We start from the raw sequence: 18,455 nt of genomic DNA, 5'->3' as shown, positions 1-18,455 counted from the left end.
TCTGTTCATCAACCCGTTCATCTATCTGGTACTGTTCATCTTGTTGGCCGGTGCGTTTGATGAACACGGAGGGGGTTCCCATGGCACTCGTCGGACTCGTGAGGGTTTCCACGGACAAGCAGGAGACGGCTCGACAGCACGATGCGTTGAACGACGCCGGTTGCGTGAAGGTCTTTGAGGAGAAGATCTCTGGGAAGCTCACCGTCTCGGAACGCCCCGGACTCCTCTCCGCTCTCGACTACATGCGAGAGGGAGACATGCTCACGGTCCAAGAGGTTGACCGGCTCGGCCGGAACCTCCTTGAGGGACTGCTGATGCTGACTGATCTTTTCGAGCGTGGCGTAGCCGTAAAGGTCCTGGACGGTATCGCCAAGGGTGAGCACACAGAGCGCAGCCTGATTCTCGACCTTGCTTTCGCTCTGGCAGAGGACCGGCGACGGGACATCGTGAAGAAGACCAAGAACGGCCTTGAGAGTGCCCGGAAGAACGGGCGGGTTGGTGGTCGCCGTCCGGTCATGACTGAGGCTCTTACGGCTCAGGCTGTGGCGCTCCGGGACAAGGGATTCACCATCCGGCAGATTCAGCCGCACCTCACCTACAAGACCGGGAGCGGAGAAACCCGTAACCCGTCCGTCGGTGCCATCTCTCAGGCTCTCCAGGTGCACGACGAGAGCCAGAGCTGAACCGCTCCCTGACAGCCCCTCAGAGCCCCGTACAGCGCCCCTGGTGCCTACGGGGTTCTTCTGTGTTCCGGCCCTCTGTGCCCGGAGTTGAGTAAGTCGCCTGCCATGTCCTGAACCGCTTGACCAAGGGGACGAGCCTGGTCAGACTCGGTACGAGTCCCAGGCTGCGTGAGCAGACTGCAAAGCGAGTTACACGGGTTCGAATCCCGTCGCGGTCTCCAGTGCCCGACCAGGCGAAAGGACAGGGCGGCATCCCGGCCGGGGTGCCGCCCTGTCGATCGTCCGTCTCAGTGGGCGTCTCGGCCGACCACGAGCCCGGCGGCCCCGCCCCGAACAGGGAAGCCGACCTGCCCGGTTCGGTGACGCGGGAGGGCGGTGCCGCCGGGCGGCCGGGCAGCGCGTGGTGTGTGAAGGCTCGTCAGGCGTCCGTGGGATCGGCCGGGGTGGCCTCACGGGCGACGACCGTGCCCACCGGCCCGGCCCGGTCGACCGCGGCCAGGTTGCGGGACATCGTGTCGGCGAGCCGGCCGTAGGCCTCGGTGAGTTCGCGCACGGCGTGGGGGGCGCGCTCGTGCCTCAGCAGCCAGAGGGTGAACGCGAGGGTGGAGATGTCGGCGTTGAGCGGACGCAGGGTGTGGTCCGGTTCGCTCCAGCTCAGCACCGCGCCCGTGACGCCGTCCACGACGAGGCTGGTGTCCTCGGCGAGGCTCCCCAGCCGGATGAGGCGGTCGGCGTGCGCCGGGAGGCCACTTCCGGCGCCGACGCCGTCGCGGTCGTCGGCCGGGTCGTTGTCGGTGGCCCGGTCGTCGGCATGGTGCTCGGCGAGCGTCCGCAGCGGCATGTCCGGCTCCAGGGAGAACAGCGCGGCCTCCTCCGGCAGGCCCGTCGCGCGCAGGAAGCGGCGGGTCGGAGCGTGCGTGAGGGCGGCGGGGACGTCGATGCCCTCGAAGCGGACGACGCACGCCGAGCCGAACTCCTCGTCCAGCAACCGGACCGGCAGGTCCAGGGCCAGGCCGGACGTCGTGACGGGGCCGGTCACCAGGGCCAGCGGACGGATCACCGCGGCCAGCTTCCAGAACAGGGCGGAGGCGTCGCCCAGGCCTTCGGCGCCCGCCTCGAACACCGCCAGCAGCCGCCGGGAGGCCCCGGCCACCGCCTGCGGCCCGAGCCGGCCGGCATAGCAGGCGAACTGGCCGCGCAGGGCCGCCAGTTCGTCCACGGCCGTGGCGCAACGGAGCAGCTCCTCCAGGGCAGGGGCGAGCGGCAGGGCGTCCATCAGGTCGAGGCGGTCGTGGAAGAAGTACGTCGTCGGGATCTCTCCCGTCATCCCGTCGAGCAGGACGGAATCCGTCTCCCGTCGGCCGGCGCCCGGCAGGCCGCGCAGGCCCGGGCCGGTCAGCCGGCGGCGGGCCGGGGCGTGTGCGATGTACGGGTTCAGCTCGTCCTCGGTGAAGGTGATCGTCGTCATGGCGGTGGTGGTCCTGGTCGTGCCCATCGGTCCCCCTGGCGGAATTCGCGTGCGCCGTCCCACTGCTCCGCAGCCTATGCGGACCCACTGACAACGGCTGTGACCAGCGGCGACGCGCGACCGTGCCGGGTTTGGCCCGCGCACCGGCACCGGTCCGCACCAGAAGACGTCGCGTCCGCCCCGTGCGTTCCCTTCCCGCCCGGATCGCCCGGTGTTCGAGCCCGCTGTCCGAGCCGGGAGTTCAAGCGCGTTCAGGGGGCGTCGGTGCGCGCCCGTCAGGTGAAGTACACGCCGCCCAGCACCACGGCCAGCGCCGCGGTCAGGAACAGGAGGATCCAGAGCAGCAGCTTGCCCGCGCTCGGCGGGGGTTCGTACTGCCGGGCTTCGGGTCGGCGCTCGTCCGACGGGTCGCCCGTCGCCGGGTCCCCCGCCGGCAGGTCGCCCGTCGCCGGGTCCCCCGCCGGCAGGTCGCCCGTCGCCGGGTCGCTCACCGGTCCGTCACCACCGCGGCCTGCGGCCTTATCGGGAGGCGGTTCACGGGGCGGCCGGTCGCGGCGCGGACGGCGGAGGCGATCGCCGCGGGCGAGGTGACGACCGGGACCGCGCTGGCCGCCTTCGCCCCGAACGGCGCGACCACGTCCCGCTCCTCGACCAGTTTGACGATCCGGATGTCCGGGGCGTCCAGGGCGGTGGGCAGCGCGTAGCCGGTGAGGTCGGGGTGGCGGATCAGGCCGCGGGGGGTGCGCAGGTTCTCGGTGAGCGCGATGCCCACGCCCTGGGTCACGCCCGCCTCGATGCGGGCGGCGAGCTGGGCCGGGTTCAGGATCCGGCCGACGTCCTGGGCGACGGCGAGTTCCACGACCCGCACCGAGCCGAGCTCGATGTCGACGTCCACGACCGCGCGGATCGCGCAGAACGCGAGGCCGACGAAGGCGTCCCCCTGGCCGGCCGCGTCCAGCGGCTCGGTGGGATGCGGCCGGCACTGTGCGGTCGCCCACAGTTCCTTGCCGTGCATCTCCTCCGTGACGGTCGTCGACAGGACGCCGTCGTAGGAGGTGATCTTGCCGTCGGTGATCTGCAGCAGTTCCGTGGACATGCCGAACTTGTGCGCCAGCGGCTGGAGCAGCTGCGTGCGGACCATCTTCGCCGCGCGTTCCACCGCGCCGCCCGAGACCCAGGTGTGACGGCCCCGGCAGCCGGGCCCCGCGGGGGGCTGGTCGGTGTCCACGGGGGCCACGTGGACCTCGTCGACGCCCAGCGTCTCCTGGACGATCTGACGGGCCAGCGTGGTGAAGCCCTGGCCGGTCTCGACCGCCGCGCACAGCACCGTCGCGACGCCGTCCTGGACCTTCACGGTGGCGGTGGAGACCTCGTCGGCGCCCTCCGCGCCCAGCATGTGGACCATGCCCAGGCCGTAGCCGACGCCGCGACGCACCGCGCCCGGCTCGCCCGCGCCCTCGGGGCCGCCGGGCAGCAGCCAGTCCTCTTCGGGCGCGTCCTTGGGGAGCGACGGGAGGGGGAACTCCTGGACGGCCTGGAGGAGTTCGGCGACGGGGGCGGGGCAGGTCACCGTCTGGCCGGTCGGCAGGACGTCCCCGGTCGCCATGACGTTGCGCAGCCGCAGCTCCGCGGGGTCGACGCCGAGCTTCTTCGCCAGCTTGTCCATCTGCGCCTCGTAGGCGGCGCACACCTGCATCGCGCCCTCGCCGCGCACATGGCCCGACGGCGGGTTGTTGGTGCGCACCGCCCAGCCCTCGATGAAGGCGTTCGGCACGACGTAGGGGCCGCAGGCGAAGGAGACGGCGGCGGCCAGTGCCTCGGCGGAGGTGTCGGCGTAGGCGCCCGCGTCCAGCAGGATCTGCGCCTCGACCTTCACCAGCCGGCCCTCGGCGTCGGCGTGGTGGCGGTAGCGCAGCAGCGTGGGGTGGCGGTGGGCGTGGCCGAGGAAGGACTCCTCGCGGGTCGCCGTGAGCTTCACCGGGCAGCCGGTCCTGAGGGCCAGCAGGCCCAGCGGGAGCTGGAAGCCCTGGTCCTCGCGGTCGGCGGTGGCGCCGGGCACGCCGGTGACGACGATCTTCACCCGTTCGGGTTCGAGGCCGAAGCAGGCGGCGGCCGTGTCGCGGTCGGTGTGCGGGTCGGTGGAGGCGAGGTAGAGCTCCACGCCGCCGTCGGGGCGGGGCACCGCGAGGCCTGCCTCGGCGCCGATGGGAGCGGGGTCGGCGCGCCCGATGCGGTACTGGCCCTCGACGACGACGACGCCGGCCGCGGCGGGGTCGCCGTGGTGCAGCGGGATGTGGCGGATCAGGTTGCCGTCGGGGTGCAGGGGCTCCGCCTCGAAGGCCAGCTCGGGGTCGATCACCGGGTCGAGCGTCTCGTACTCGACGATGACGGCGGCCGCGGCCATGCGCGCGGTGTCGGGGTGGTCGGCGGCGACGGCCGCGATGGGCTCGCCGTGGTGGCGGACCACCTCGGAGGCGAACACCGGCCGGTCGGCGGTGCCCCGGCCGTGCAGCGCGCGGCCCGGGACGTCCTCGTGGGTGACGACGGCCCGCACGCCGGGCATCTCACGCGCGTGGGAGGTGTCGATGGACACGATGCGCGCGTGCGGGTGCGGTGAGCGCAGGACGGCCGCCCAGAGCAGGCCCTCGGCCCACAGGTCGGCCGCGTAGGGGAAGGTGCCCTCCGTCTTGGCGCGCGCGTCGGCGGGCTGCAGGGACACTCCGAGGCCGTGCGGGACCGGCTCGGGGGCCGGCGCGGCCTCCACGGGAGTCGTCGCGGTGGCTGTCTCGTTCGTCACGCCTGGCCTCCGTCCTGGCCCTGTCCGTAGGCGGGGTCATGCGGGTGGGGCTGTGCCGGGTTCTCGAACGCCGACGCGTGCACGCCGCCTGCGCCCGGGCCCGCCTGATGGGGGATACGTGCTTCGTCCCCGTCCGCCTCGGCGTCGGCGTGCGCCTGACGCTCGGCGACGACGTCCTGGACGGCGCGCAGAACGCCCCGGTAGCCGGAGCAGCGGCACAGGTTGCCGCACAGGGCCTGGCGGGCCTCCAGTTCCGACGGCGCCGGATTGCCCTCGAGCAGGTCGTGCACCGTCATCGCCATGCCGGGCACGCAGAAGCCGCACTGCACGGCCCCGCAGGCGGCGAGGGCCCGCTGCACGTCCGAGGGCTGTCCGTCGACGGCCAGCCCCTCGACGGTGCGGATCTCGCTGCCGGCTGTGGTGACGGCCGGGACCAGGCAGGAGGCGACGAGCCTTCCGTCCACCTGGACGTTGCAGGCGCCGCACTCGCCCTGCGAGCAGCCGTCCTTGGCGCCCGCGAGGCCGAGCCGCTCGCGCAGCACGTAGAGCAGCGACTCGCCGATCCAGGCGTCGGTGACGGGCCGGTCGGAGCCGTTGACGCGCAGCACGTAACCGGCGAGGGGGTGTTCCTCGTGGAAGGGCGGCGGAGCGTCGTCGGCGCCTTCGTCCGCCGCCTGCTCCGGCTGCGGGTCGGAGGCGCGGGCGTCCGGGGCGTGCGGCTGCCGGGCGTCGCCGGTCGGCGCGTCGTCGTCCGCGGGGGCCGGCTCGGCGGGGCGGTGGACGGCTTCCGCGGGGCCGTGGGCGGCTTCGCGGGCGGACTCCGGCTCCCCGGACGTCTCGGCGGCCTCCTCGGCCGCGGTGGCCTGCCGGGCGGTTCCGCCGGGGCCGTCGGCGGGCACCGTGTAGGCCTCGGCGGAGACCTCCGGGGCGAACGCGCCGCTCGGGTGGGCGTGCGGGGCGGCCGGCTCGGCGTCGGGGCGGACCCGGTCGGGGGACGTGGCCGACGGGTCGTGCTCCGGCGCGAACGGGGTCCCCGTCGTCTCGTGCGGGGGCGGCTGCGCGGGCGCGTGGCCGTACGCCGCCGGGTCCGTCGTCCGGGGGGCCGCCGGGCCGGCCTCGTCGGCGGGCTGCGCCCACGCCTGGTGCGCCGTGCCGGACGGCTCCGTCGCCCAGGGTGCGGACGCGCCGCCGGGCAGGGTGGCCGGGGGCGTGCTGCCCCACTGCTCGACCAGGGACGACGCGGTGAACTCGCCCGATTCGTCGGGAAGGTCGCCGCCGGCCACGGGGATCGACCACTGGCCGGTCACGTCGTGGCCCGGGGCGGGAGCGGACGGGGGTGCGCCCGGGCCCGCCGAGGCGTCCTCGAACGTCCACTGGCCGGTCGCGCCCGGGTTGTACCTGAAGCGGTCGTCGCCCACCGTCTGCGGGGTGTCCTGCGTGACGGGCCAGTCGCTGCCGCCGGCCGGGGCCGCCCAGGTGGCGGCGTCGTCCGCGGGGGGCGCCACCGCTATCTGCGGCGGCACGTACCCGTGGCCGGGCGCGGCGAGCGGGCTGTCGCCGCGGCCCGCGAGAAGGGCGTCGATGCCGCCTTCGGGAAGCTTCACGAAGGCGGTCGCGCCGTCGTCGTAGTCCCCGTGGGGCAACGGGTCCCAGCGGCCGACGCCCTGCGGCGCGCCCTGGTCCTGCCCGTTCTCCTGTCCGTGTCCGGGTCCCTGCTGGTCGTCGGTCACGACAGCGCCCTCCCCAGTGCTCGTCGGGCCAGTGCGGCGACGGTGCGCCGCAGGTGCAGTACGGCGGGCGGAAGTTCCGGCACGGAGCCGTCCACGCCGGGCGTCGCGTCGGGGATGCAGGCGGCGGCGACGTACTCGCCGAAGGCCGTGAGGGCCTCGGGGACGATCGTGCGGCCGTTGTCCCAGTCGATCAGCCGGGCGACCCACTGCTCGGCCTCGAGCGGCCGCAGCGGCATCGGCGCTATGGCGCCCACCGCGCATCTGACCCCGCGCCGGGCGGGGTCGAGGACCAGCGCCACGGAGGCCACCGCGCGGCCCGGACCGGTGCGGCCGGTGGCCTTCAGGAAGACCTGCGGGGCGTGCAGCAGGGGCACGCGCACGTACCCGATGAGCTCGCCGCCGCGCAGCATCTCCATGCCGGCCAGCAGGTGCGACACCGGGACCTCCCGGCGGGCTCCGCCCGGGCCCGCGACGATCAGGGTCGCCTCCAGCGCGGCCAGCACGGGCAGCGCGTCGCCCGTGGGGGCGGCCGAGGCGATGTTGCCGCCCAGGGTGCCCGCGTTGCGGATCTGCGGCGGTCCGGCGGCGCGTGCGGCCGCGGCGAGCGCCGGGATCAGGGCGGCGAAGTCGGGGCGGCCCATGCGCGCGTGGGTGAGTCCGGCGCCGAGCAGCGCGTGGCCGTCCTGGTACTGCCAGCCGCGGATCTCGCTGATCCGGCCGAGGCCCACCAGCCCGGCGGGGCGCAGCTGACCCGAGTTCACGGCGGCCATGAGGTCGGTGCCGCCGGCCACGGGCACGGCCGCGGGCATGGCCGCCAGGGCCGCCACGGCGTCGTCCAGTGTCGTGGGCAGCGTGACGGCCTGCGCCGCCTGCGGTGCGTGCGTGCTCAAAACCGGCTGCCCCTTCCCGCTGCCCCACCTGGTCCCACCTGTGAAGCCGTACGGTACGTGCTGACAGGGCGGACGTGGCAACTCTGGCACATCTTCGCAACACCCGAGCGCGGGGGTCCGCTAGTGTCCTGCGCCAGAGATCCGTCGGCAGAAGCGGGCAAGGGAGTCGAGGATCTCTTGGGCTGTCTTGGTCCAGATGAACGGCTTGGGTTCTTTGTTCCAGTCCTTGACCCATGCCCGAATGTCGGCTTCGAGGGCCTGGATGTTCTTGTGTGCGCCGCGGCGGATCATCTGGTGGGCCAGGTAGCCGAACCACCGCTCGACCTGGTTGATCCAGGAGGAGCCGGTCGGGGTGAAGTGCAGCTCGAACCTGGGGTGTTTGGCCAGCCAGGCCTTGATCGCGGGAGTCTTGTGAGTGCCGTAATTGTCCACGATCAAGTGGACCTGCAGGTGCGCGGGCACCTCCTTGTCGATCCGGATCAGGAACTTCTTGAACTCCACGGCCCGATGCCGACGGTGCAGGGCACTGATCACCTCGCCGGTGGCGACATCGAACGCGGCGAACAAGGTGGTCAGGCCGTTGCGGACGTAGTCGTGAGTACGCCGCTCGGGCATGCCCGGCATTATCGGCAGCACCGGCTGCGACCGGTCCAGGGCCTGGATCTGCGACTTCTCGTCCACCGAGAGGACCACCGCACCCTCGGGCGGGTTGAAGTACAGACCCACGACGTCGTAGACCTTCTCCACGAACAACGGATCCGTCGACAGCTTGAACGTGTCCGCCAGATGCGGCTTGAGCTGGAACTTCCGCCAGATCCGGCCGACCGTGGACTTCGACAGGCCGCTGTGCTCCGCCATCGACTTCCGCGACCAGTGGGTGGCGTTCTTCGGGATCTCCTCCAGCGTCGTGACCACGACCGCCTCCACCTGGTCGACGCTGATGGTGGGCGGCCGGCCCGGCCGGGGCTCGTCGACCAGGCCGTCCAGCCGCTCCGCCAAAAACCGCCGCCGCCACTTACGGACGGTGTCGGCGGCCACCCGCAACTCGCGGGCGACCACGACGATTGGCGGTACCTCCGGACCAGCGCACGCCAGCACAATCCGCGCCCGCAAGGCCACGGCCTGGGCCGATGTCGCCCTACGCGTCCACCGCTCCAACTCCGCCCGCTCGTCATCAGACAGCAGCAACGGTTCCAGCTTCGGGCCCCGACGAGGAACTGACGCACCAGCAGCAGAAGTCACACAACTACTAACGATCAACTACTGGCGCAGGACACTAGGAGGCATTCGCCCACCTCGTCGCGGAGATGGTCCGTTTTCACATGGCATCACCGGTGCGCGTGAATTGCCTCTCTTCGGTGACCCTGCCGGGGTTTCTGCGTGACGCCCCGGATCACCGGTTCGGGGGCCGTCCCTCGAGGGGCCGCCCGAGGATGCCGGGGCGCCGCTGCCACGGCCGGGGTCCGCCCGGCGGGCGGTAGCCGACGCCCAGGGCGTCGAGCCGCGCGTAGTGGGCCCGCATCCGCCGCTCGAAGCCGGCGAAGTCCCGCTCCGGCGGGGCGGGCAGATCGCTCCAGGCGACCTCGGCGAAGGCGGCGAGCCGGGGGAAGGCCTGGTAGTCCACGCGCGCGTGGTCCTCCATCGCCTCGGTCCACAGGTTGGCCTGCGTGCCGAGCACGTGCCGCGCCTGTGCCGGCGTCAACTCCGTGGGAACGGGATCGAACCGATAGACGTCCTCCAGGGTGCGGACGTGACCGATCGGCACCGGCTCGTCCGCGCCGGCCGCCTGCCGGTGGTCGAAGTACACCTGCTGCTCGGGGCACATCACCACGTCGTGTCCGGCCTTCGCGGCGGCGATCCCGCCCGCGTAGCCGCGCCATGAGGACACGGCCGCCCCGTCCGCGAGCCCGCCCTCGAGGATCTCGTCCCAGCCGATGAGCCGCCGCCCGCGCGCGGCGAGCCAGGTGTCGAAGTGGCGGATGAACCAGGACTGCAGCTGGTCCTCGTCCGCGAGGCCGAGTTCCGCGATGCGGGCCTGCGCGGCCGGTGAGCGCCGCCACTGCTCCTTGGGACATTCGTCACCCCCGACGTGGACGAACTCCGAGGGGAACAGTTCCAGCACCTCCTCGAAGACCCCCTCGTAGAAGCGCAGGGTGTGGTCGGTGGGGGCGAGGACGTTCGGGTTGACGCCCCAGGTGTCCCAGACGGAGAGGGCGGTGGTGTCGACGACGTCGGTGTTGCCGAGTTCGGGGTACGCGGCGATCGCGGCCTGCGAGTGGCCGGGCACGTCGATCTCGGGGACGACGGTGATGTGCCGCTGCGCCGCGTACGCGACGATCTCCCGGATGTCGTCCTGGGTGTAGAAGCCGCCGTGCGGCTTGTCGTCCCACAGCGGCGAGGCGCGATGGCCGATTTTGGTGCGGGCCCGCCAGGAGCCGACCTCGGTGAGCCGGGGATGTCTGCGGATCTCGATGCGCCAGCCCTGGTCGTCCGTCAGATGGAAGTGGAAGACGTTGAGTTTGTGCGCCGCCATGAGGTCCAGGCAGCGCAGGACGCCGTCCTTGGGCATGAAGTGCCGGGCCACGTCGAGCATCAGGCCGCGCCACCGGAACCGGGGGGCGTCCTCGATGGTCCGGTGCGGGACGGCGTACCTGGTCCCGGGCCGGACGGGTGCGCGCCGGAAGGCTTCCGGGCCGAGGAGTTGTCGCAGCGTCTGGGCGCCCCAGAAGACGCCGGCGGGGCCCCCGCCGCGGATCTCGACGCCCCCGCCCCCGTGCGCGACGACGCTCAGCCGGTACGCCTCGGGCGCGAGCGTGTCGTCCAGACACAGCCGTACGCCGTCGCGGGCGTCCCGTGGTCCGGGCCGCAGGGGCAGGCCGAGCGCCGCGCCGAGCGTGCCGCGCAGCCAGCGCTCGGCGGTCTCCGTGCCGGGAGCGGCCCACAGGGTGGTGTTCGCGTCGAACGGGACGTCGCGGCCCAGGGGGCCCTCGACGGTGCGGGGCGCGGGGACGAGATCCATCGCAGACGTCACGTCAGTCCTTCGGGGCTCCGGGAACCGCTTTCGCAGGGCCCCTGGTTGCGGCGTGCGGGTGCGTGCGCCTATGCGCCACGGCCGCGCCGCTCTGCGCCACGCACCCGCGCCCGACACACCGCGGGCTCGCGCAGCACACAGGAGGCTAGGGCCGGCGGATCACTCCGACAAGAGGTCTGGACCAATCTGTGACATCCCGGAGCCACCCCGCCGTCGCCCGCCGCCTTTCGGCGCCACCCGACACCACCCGACGCCACCAGACGCGGCTCGACGTCCGCCGAAGCCCCCGAGACGGGCCGGGGCACCCCGTGCGGCGACGCACACGCCGAAAGCCCCCGGAGCGCGCCGCGACGCGCCCTCGGGGGCCCTGGAAGCTCCGCGGACTACTTCTTGTCGCCGCCCTTGCCCTTGTCGTCCCCGCCGCCCGCCATGGACTCGAAGATCTCCTTGCACATGGGGCACACCGGGTACTTCTTCGGGTCGCGACCGGGCACCCAGACCTTGCCGCACAAGGCCACGACGGGCGTCCCGTCGAGGGCGCTCGCCATGATCTTGTCCTTCTGGACGTAGTGGGCGAAGCGCTCGTGGTCCCCGTCGCCGTGCGACACCTGCGGCGTCGGCTCCACGAGGGTCCCCGTCCCCGTGCCTCGCTGGGGCTGGGTCTCAGGCTCAAGAGTGCTCATGGCGCCAAGCGTACTGAAGCCCGGCCGGGATGCTCACGCGCATCAGTTCAGCGAGGCGTCGTCCGGATAGGTCGCGACCATCGCCAGGTCGTTGCGCTGACGCCGCAGCACCTCGCGCCAGAGCCGCTCGGGGGACGGCGAGGAGACGTCGCCCGGCTCGGACTCCACGACGTACCAGGCGCCCTCCACGAGCTCGTCCTCCAGCTGGCCGGGCCCCCAGCCCGCGTACCCGGCGAAGATCCGCAGGGAGCCGAGCGCCGCGGCGAGGAGTTCCGGCGGGGCCTCCAGGTCGACCAGGCCGATCGCGCCGTGCACCCGGCGCCAGCCGAGCGGGGCGCCGTCGACGGCCGCGCCGCCCGGGATGACGGCGATTCCGAGGGCCGAGTCGAGGGACACCGGGCCGCCCTGGAAGACGACGCCGGGTTCGCCCGCGAGCTGCGCCCAGTCCTCCAGGATGTCGCTGACGCCCACCGGGGTGGGCCGGTTGAGCACGACGCCGAGTGAGCCCTCCTCGTCGTGGTCGAGGAGGAGCACCACCGCACGGTCGAAGTTCGGGTCCGCCAGGGCGGGCGTGGCCACGAGCAGCCGCCCTGTGAGCGAGGACACCTCGGTCATGCCAGACATGATCCCGCATCTTTCCGCGGAGTGGGGAGGCAATGCGGGGGGACGAGGGTGCGCGCGGCGGAACGGGGAGGTGCGGGCCGGTGGGACGTCGGTCGAGGGGGGCGGCGGGAGCCGGACCGGCGCACGGACGCGGACCGGGCGCACACGCCGCACGGACCGGCCGCGGTGACCTTGTGTGCCCGCCGGGGAACCGTTCGTGTTGTGACACAGCCATGACGATCCTGAGGCGTCCTCGGGCTTACGGCACAGGGGCCGACGGCGATTACTCTGTTTCATCTGGCCCTGCCCCCACCCCAACGGCCCTGCCCTGATCCACCATCCATGGAACGCGAGACACATGACCGTCAACGGCTCTGACGACGTACTGCTTGTCCACGGCGGCACCCCGCTCGAGGGCGAGATCCGGGTCCGCGGTGCGAAGAACCTCGTACCCAAGGCCATGGTCGCCGCCCTGCTGGGCAGTGAGCCGAGCCGGCTGCGCAACGTTCCGGACATCCGTGACGTGCGGGTCGTACGCGGTCTGCTGCAACTGCACGGGGTGACGGTCCGTCCGGGCGAGGAGCCGGGCGAGCTGGTGCTCGATCCGACCTACGTCGAGAGCGCCAACGTCGCCGACATCGACGCCCACGCGGGCTCCAGCCGCATCCCGATCCTGTTCTGCGGCCCCCTGCTGCACCGCCTCGGGCATGCCTTCATCCCGGGCCTCGGCGGCTGCGACATCGGCGGCCGGCCCATCGACTTCCACTTCGACGTGCTGCGGCAGTTCGGCGCGAAGATCGAGAAGCGGGAGGACGGTCAGTACCTGGAGGCCCCGCAGCGGCTGCGCGGCACGAAGATCCGGCTGCCGTACCCGTCGGTCGGCGCGACCGAGCAGGTGCTGCTGACGGCCGTCCTGGCGGAGGGCGTCACCGAGCTCTCGAACGCGGCCGTGGAGCCGGAGATCGAGGACCTCATCTGCGTGCTGCAGAAGATGGGCGCCATCATCGCGATGGACACCGACCGCACCATCCGCATCACCGGCGTCGACAAGCTCGGCGGCTACAACCACGCCGCCCTGTCGGACCGCCTGGAGGCCGCGTCCTGGGCGTCGGCGGCGCTGGCGACCGAGGGCAACATCTACGTCCGCGGGGCCCAGCAGCGCTCGATGATGACGTTCCTGAACACCTACCGCAAGGTCGGCGGCGCCTTCGAGATCGACGACGAGGGCATCCGCTTCTGGCACCCCGGCGGCAACCTGAAGTCCATCGCGCTCGAGACGGACGTGCACCCCGGCTTCCAGACGGACTGGCAGCAGCCGCTGGTCGTCGCCCTCACCCAGGCCACCGGCCTGTCGATCGTCCACGAGACGGTCTACGAGTCCCGGCTGGGCTTCACCTCGGCGCTCAACCAGATGGGCGCCCACATCCAGCTCTACCGCGAGTGCCTCGGCGGCTCCGACTGCCGCTTCGGGCAGCGCAACTTCCTGCACTCCGCGGTCGTGTCGGGCCCCACGAAGCTCCAGGGCGCCGATCTGGTCATCCCCGACCTGCGCGGCGGCTTCTCGTACCTGATCGCCGCCCTCGCGGCGCAGGGCACCTCCCGCGTGCACGGCATCGACCTCATCAACCGCGGCTATGAGAACTTCATGGAGAAGCTGATGGAGCTCGGCGCGAAGGTGGAACTGCCGGGCAAGGCGCTCGGCTAGCCGGCCCGCCGTCCGCGTACGACGATGGGGCGGCTCCCCCGAGGGGGAGCCGCCCCATTCGCGTTGCTGAGCCTCGTACGCGGATACCGTCGCGTACGCGAAGGCCTACTTGCCCTTGGCGGCTTCCTTGAGCTTGCTGCCCGCGGAGACCTTGACGCTGTAGCCGGCCGGGATCTGGATCGGGTCACCGGTCTGCGGGTTGCGCGCCGTGCGAGCGGCACGGTGGGTGCGCTCGAAGGTCAGGAAGCCGGGGATGGTGACCTTCTCGTCGCCCTTGGCGACGATCTCGCCGACGGTCTCGGCGAACGCGGCCAGAACGGCGTCGGCGTCCTTACGGGTCACCTCGGCGCGGTCGGCCAGCGCGGCCACCAGCTCACTGCGGTTCATGTTGTTACTCCCGTGTTCTTCTTGCCGTTGAGGCGTGCCACGCGGCAGAGCCGCCTGTGGGGCACAGCGAAGTCGTTGTGCTCGCGCCCAGGGACGCATCCTGCCCCTACCTGCGGCGGGAAAGCCAATCCGGCACCCGCTCGGAGTCGTGAGACAACCCTTGGGAGTCACACAGAGCGCTTGGCTCGGGCGCAACCCTAGAGGGCCGTCCACGGCGCGCCGTTCCACGACGCGCCGATGCGGGGGCCGTCGTGGCGATCGTCACAGACCGCCCCGGCCCCCGCGTGCTGCACGACAGAGCCTACAAAGCCTACGAGGCCGACGCTCCGGCGGCCTTGGCGGCCTCGCGGACCGCGCCGGCCACCGCGCCCGCGACCTTGTCGTTGAAGACGCTCGGGATGATGTAGTTCGCGTTGAGCTCGTCCTCGCTCACGACGTCCGCGAGGGCCTTCGCGGCCGCGAGCATCATCTCCGTGTTGACGGTGCGGGACTGCGCGTCCAGCAGACCGCGGAAGACGCCCGGGAAGACCAGCACGTTGTTGATCTGGTTCGGGAAGTCGGAGCGGCCGGTGGCCACGACCGCGGCCGTCTGGCGGGCGACCGCCGGATCGACCTCGGGGTCGGGATTCGCGAGCGCGAACACGATCGAGCCCTCGGCCATCGCGGCCACGTCGTCGCCGTCGATGACGTTCGGGGCGGAGACGCCGATGAAGACGTCCGCGCCGCGCACGGCCTCCTTCAGCGTGCCGGTGAGTCCCTCGGGGTTGGTGTTGTCGGCGATCCAGCACAGCGCCGAGTCGGGGGCCGCGTCGACGAGGTCCGGCCGGTCCGCGTGGACCACGCCGTGGATGTCGGCGACGACCGCGTTCTTGACGCCGGCGGCGAGCAGCAGCTTGAGGATGGCCGTGCCGGCCGCGCCCGCGCCGGACATGACCACGCGCACGTCGCCGATGCCCTTGCCCACGACGCGCAGGGCGTTGGTGAGGGAGGCGAGGACGACGATCGCGGTGCCGTGCTGGTCGTCGTGGAAGACGGGGATGTCGAGGGCCTCGCGCAGCCGGGCCTCGATCTCGAAGCAGCGGGGGGCGGAGATGTCCTCGAGGTTGATGCCCGCGAAGCCGGGGGCGATCGCCTTGACGATCTCGACGATGGCGTCGGTGTCCTGGGTGTCCAGGCACAGCGGCCAGGCGTCGATGCCGGCGAACCGCTTGAAGAGGGCCGCCTTGCCCTCCATGACGGGCAGCGCGGCCTTCGGGCCGATGTTGCCGAGGCCGAGCACGGCGGAGCCGTCCGTCACGACCGCAACGGAGTTGCGCTTGATGGTGAGGCGGCGGGCGTCCTCGGGGTTCTCGGCGATCGCCATGCAGACGCGGGCCACACCCGGCGTGTAGATCATCGAGAGGTCGTCGCGGTTGCGGATGGGGTGCTTGGACGCCATCTCGATCTTGCCGCCGAGGTGCATCAGGAACGTACGGTCGGAGACCTTGCCGAGGGTGACGCCCTCGATGCCGCGCAGCTGCTCGACGATCTCGTCGGCGTGGGAGGTGGAGGTGGCGGCGATGGTGACGTCGATGCGGAGCTTCTCGTGGCCGGACGCCGTGACGTCGAGGCCGGTCACCGAGCCTCCGTGGGACTCGACGGCCCCGGTGAGCTGGGAGACCGCGGTACCGCTCGCGGGCACCTCCAGCCGGACCGTCATCGAGTAGGAGACGCTGGGCGCCGTTGCCATGGCCGACTTCCTCTGCACTGCTGGGTCGCGGGATTGCGGTCCGATCGTCGCACCTACCGACGAGTACGGGAAAGCCGCCCCGAATTGCGATCGTTTTGTTCTCGACGAAGGGGCGGGCGCGGCCGTGCCCGGCGCATGAAAGAGGCCCGCATCACAGGTGATGCGGGCCTCTCCCCTCGTTCATGACACCGACCCGCCATGCTCGCCTCGCGGCAAGTGGTCGCTCGTAGCGACGAAGGTTGGGCCCGGGGGCTTGGATCGAGCCGGTGTCACGACCAGGCTAACAAACGGATGCCCGAACGCCATTCCCGTGCGGGCACATCTCGGCAGTCAGTCGCGCAGAAGGTCCGGCACCCCGTGGGCGTCCGGCTCGTCCCGCTCCCCGGACACCACCGTGAGCTGCTGCGTCGCCCGGGTGAGGGCGACGTACAGCACCCGCAGCCCGGCCGGCGACTCGTCGGCGATCTCCGCCGGCGAGACGACGACCGTGGCGTCGTACTCCAGGCCCTTGGCCTCCAGGCTGCCGAGCGCCACCACACGGTCCCCGAGGCCGGCCAGCCAGCGCCTGGCCTCCTCACGGCGGTTCATGGCGACGACGACGCCGACGGTGCCGTCCACGCGCGCGAGGAGCCGTTCGGCCTCCGCGCGCACGGTCTGCGCCAGGGAGCCGCGGGCGGCCGTGAAGCGGGGCACGACACCCGTCGACCTGACCGCCGACGGGGATTCGGCGCCGGGCATGGCCAGGGCCAGCACCCTGGCGGCCAGTTCGGCGATCTCGGCCGGGTTGCGGTAGTTCACCGTCAGCTGGAAACGGCGGCGGGGGCGGGTGCCGAGGGCCTCGTCGCGTGCCTCGGCGGCCTCGTCGGGGTCGGACCAGGAGGACTGGGCCGGGTCGCCGACGACCGTCCAGGTGGCGTGCCGGCCGCGACGGCCGACCATCCGCCACTGCATGGGGGTGAGGTCCTGTGCCTCGTCGACGATGACGTGCGCGTACTCGGTGCGCTCCTGCGCGAGCCGCTCGGCGCGCTCACGCTGGGTCTCCTCGCGCGTCGGCATCAGCTCCTCGAGGCCGGTGAGCTGGTCCAGCGGGTCGAGCTCGCGTCTCCTGCGCGGGCGGGCCGGGGCGCCGAGGATCGCCTGGAGCTCGTCGAGCATGGCGATGTCGTGCACGGAGAGCCCGTCCCGCTTGAGGGAGCGGGCGACCTTGCGGACCTCGCCGGGGTTGAGGATCCGGCGGGCCCAGCGGCCCAGCCGCCGTTCGTCGGCCATGGCCCGCAGGACGGCCTGCGGGGTGAGCTCGGGCCACCAGGCGTCGAGGAAGGCGATGAAGGCGTCCTCGGTGCTCACGTCCTCGTCGAAGGAGGAGCGCAGCTCGGCGGCGAGCTCCGGGTCGCTGTGCCGGCCGGAAGCGCCGGAGCGCTCCCACAGGGCGTCCAGGAGCAGCTTGCGGGCGCGGGGGCGCAGGAGGTTCACCGGGGCGGTGCCGCTGAGCGCGCTGTGCCGGACCCGCTGCAGGTCGGAGGCGTCCAGCTCCAGCCGGCGGCCGAACGCGACGACACGCAGACGGCCGGGCGTGCCCGGGGGCGCGGAGGTCTCGTCCGGCTCGTCGCTCTCGTCGAAGCCGAGCTGTGTCTGCTGCCTCGCGCCGCGGCCGCCGTCGCCGTTCTCCAGGGCGCCGCGGGCGGCTTTGCGCAGCACCTTCAGCATCCTGTACGACCCCTTGGCCCGGGCCACCGCCGGGGAGTCGTACACGGTGGCCTCGGCGCCGTCGACGAGGGAGCCGATGGCGCGGACGGCGACCTGGCCCTCCTCGCCGAGGGAGGGGAGCACACCCTCGGTGTAGGCCACCAGCAGGGGCGTGGGCGAGACGATCAGGATGCCGCCGGAGTACCGGCGCCGGTCCTGGTAGAGCAGATAGGCGGCCCGGTGCAGCGCGACGGCGGTCTTCCCGGTGCCCGGACCGCCCTCGACGTAGGTGACGGAGGCGGCGGGGGCCCGGATGACGAGGTCCTGCTCGGCCTGGATGGAGGCGACGATGTCGCGCATGGTGTGGCCGCGGGCCTGGCCGAGGGCGGCCATGAGGGCGCCGTCGCCGATCACGGGCAGTTCGCCGCCGTCCAGGGACGCCCGCAGCTCGGGACGCATCAGGTCGTCCTCGACGCCGAGGACGCGCCGTCCCTTGGAGCGGATGACCCGGCGGCGCACCACGCGCCCCGGGTCGACGGGGGTGGAGCGGTAGAACGGGGCGGCCGCGGGCGCCCGCCAGTCGATGACCAGCGGCGCGTACTCGGAGTCGAGGACGCCGATCCGGCCGATGTGCAGCGTCTCGGCGATGTCGGCCGTGTTGTCGGGGCGGACGGCGCCCTCGGCGGGCTCGACGGCGGTGTAGGCGCCGTCCGGGCCCTTCCTGCCGTCCCTGCCGAGCAGCAGGTCGATCCGCCCGAAGAGGAAGTCCTCGAACTCGTTGTTGAGCCGGTTGAGGTGGACGCCTGCCCGGAAGACCTGGGCGTCCCGTTCGGCGAGGGCGCCGGGCGTGCCGACCTGGCCCCGCTGGGCCGCGTCGTTCATGAGGAACTCGGCCTCGTGGATCTTCTCCTCGAGGCGGCGGTACACCCGGTCGAGGTGTACCTGTTCGACGCTGATCTCTCGGTCCCGCACCGAATCCCCCTTGGGATCCTGCGCGGCTTCGTCGACCGATCCGACCACGGTCTCCTGCTGTGCCTGAGCGGCCACCGGGCCCCCTTCTGAC

At 72.5% G+C, this 18,455-nt stretch carries 14 protein-coding genes; 2 read left to right on the top strand and 12 right to left on the bottom strand.

The features are described 5' to 3' along the window. Nucleotides 1-80: 80 nt before the first annotated feature. Nucleotides 81-683: a recombinase family protein gene (locus C6376_RS13970; RefSeq protein ID WP_107443715.1), complete on the top strand. Its 603-nt coding sequence runs from the start codon at nt 81-83 to the stop codon at nt 681-683. Between the two features lie 418 nt (nt 684-1,101). On the opposite strand, the gene C6376_RS13965 is transcribed toward C6376_RS13970, so the two are convergent. The 9 genes from C6376_RS13965 to C6376_RS13925 all read right to left on the bottom strand — a co-directional run bounded on the left by C6376_RS13965 (nt 1,102) and on the right by C6376_RS13925 (nt 11,897). Beyond that, on the bottom strand, nt 1,102-2,178 hold the full coding sequence (locus tag C6376_RS13965; RefSeq protein ID WP_107443714.1) for an SUKH-4 family immunity protein: 1,077 nt from the start codon (nt 2,176-2,178) through the stop codon (nt 1,102-1,104). A gap of 248 nt (nt 2,179-2,426) precedes the next feature. After that, on the bottom strand, nt 2,427-2,642 hold the full coding sequence (locus tag C6376_RS46130) for a hypothetical protein (protein ID WP_159083201.1): 216 nt from the start codon (nt 2,640-2,642) through the stop codon (nt 2,427-2,429). After that, nucleotides 2,639-4,948, bottom strand: a complete 2,310-nt coding sequence (locus tag C6376_RS13955) for a xanthine dehydrogenase family protein molybdopterin-binding subunit (protein WP_107443713.1) — start codon at nt 4,946-4,948, stop codon at nt 2,639-2,641. The genes C6376_RS46130 and C6376_RS13955 overlap by 4 nt, the downstream gene beginning before the upstream one ends. Further along, nucleotides 4,945-6,678: a 2Fe-2S iron-sulfur cluster-binding protein gene (locus C6376_RS13950; protein ID WP_107443712.1), complete on the bottom strand. Its 1,734-nt coding sequence runs from the start codon at nt 6,676-6,678 to the stop codon at nt 4,945-4,947. Before C6376_RS13950 ends, C6376_RS13955 begins: the two co-directional genes overlap by 4 nt. Continuing rightward, nucleotides 6,675-7,568: a xanthine dehydrogenase family protein subunit M gene (locus C6376_RS13945; RefSeq protein ID WP_107443711.1), complete on the bottom strand. Its 894-nt coding sequence runs from the start codon at nt 7,566-7,568 to the stop codon at nt 6,675-6,677. The genes C6376_RS13950 and C6376_RS13945 overlap by 4 nt, the downstream gene beginning before the upstream one ends. A 120-nt stretch (nt 7,569-7,688) precedes the next feature. Continuing rightward, nucleotides 7,689-8,810, bottom strand: coding sequence for an IS630 family transposase (locus tag C6376_RS13940; RefSeq protein ID WP_107441906.1), 1,122 nt, complete (start codon nt 8,808-8,810; stop codon nt 7,689-7,691). A gap of 151 nt (nt 8,811-8,961) precedes the next feature. After that, complete coding sequence (locus C6376_RS13935) at nt 8,962-10,587, bottom strand: beta-N-acetylhexosaminidase (RefSeq protein ID WP_107443710.1); 1,626 nt, start codon at nt 10,585-10,587, stop codon at nt 8,962-8,964. Between the two features lie 395 nt (nt 10,588-10,982). After that, nucleotides 10,983-11,282, bottom strand: a complete 300-nt coding sequence (locus tag C6376_RS13930; RefSeq protein ID WP_069773379.1) for a DUF3039 domain-containing protein — start codon at nt 11,280-11,282, stop codon at nt 10,983-10,985. A gap of 42 nt (nt 11,283-11,324) precedes the next feature. Further along, nucleotides 11,325-11,897, bottom strand: a complete 573-nt coding sequence (locus C6376_RS13925; RefSeq protein ID WP_107443709.1) for a YqgE/AlgH family protein — start codon at nt 11,895-11,897, stop codon at nt 11,325-11,327. A gap of 346 nt (nt 11,898-12,243) precedes the next feature. Here C6376_RS13925 and murA point away from each other — a divergent pair, with 346 nt between their 5' ends. Beyond that, nucleotides 12,244-13,590 (top strand): UDP-N-acetylglucosamine 1-carboxyvinyltransferase, encoded by a 1,347-nt coding sequence (murA, locus tag C6376_RS13920; protein WP_107443708.1) that lies wholly within the window; start codon nt 12,244-12,246, stop codon nt 13,588-13,590. Between the two features lie 105 nt (nt 13,591-13,695). On the opposite strand, the gene C6376_RS13915 is transcribed toward murA, so the two are convergent. From C6376_RS13915 to C6376_RS13905, 3 genes are all read right to left on the bottom strand, one after another. Next, nucleotides 13,696-13,977: an HU family DNA-binding protein gene (locus C6376_RS13915; RefSeq protein WP_007382399.1), complete on the bottom strand. Its 282-nt coding sequence runs from the start codon at nt 13,975-13,977 to the stop codon at nt 13,696-13,698. Nucleotides 13,978-14,287: 310 nt separating this feature from the next. Continuing rightward, nucleotides 14,288-15,706: an NAD-dependent malic enzyme gene (locus tag C6376_RS13910; protein ID WP_107443707.1), complete on the bottom strand. Its 1,419-nt coding sequence runs from the start codon at nt 15,704-15,706 to the stop codon at nt 14,288-14,290. 330 nt (nt 15,707-16,036) lie between these two features. Further along, complete coding sequence (locus C6376_RS13905) at nt 16,037-18,439, bottom strand: UvrD-helicase domain-containing protein (RefSeq protein WP_173985640.1); 2,403 nt, start codon at nt 18,437-18,439, stop codon at nt 16,037-16,039. Nucleotides 18,440-18,455: the final 16 nt, after the last annotated feature.

Source organism: Streptomyces sp. P3 (genome assembly GCF_003032475.1).
In the GTDB taxonomy this organism is placed as follows: Bacteria; Actinomycetota; Actinomycetes; order Streptomycetales; family Streptomycetaceae; genus Streptomyces.
Note: the sequence above shows the minus strand (reverse complement) of the source record. Positions and strands in the feature narration are given on the sequence as shown.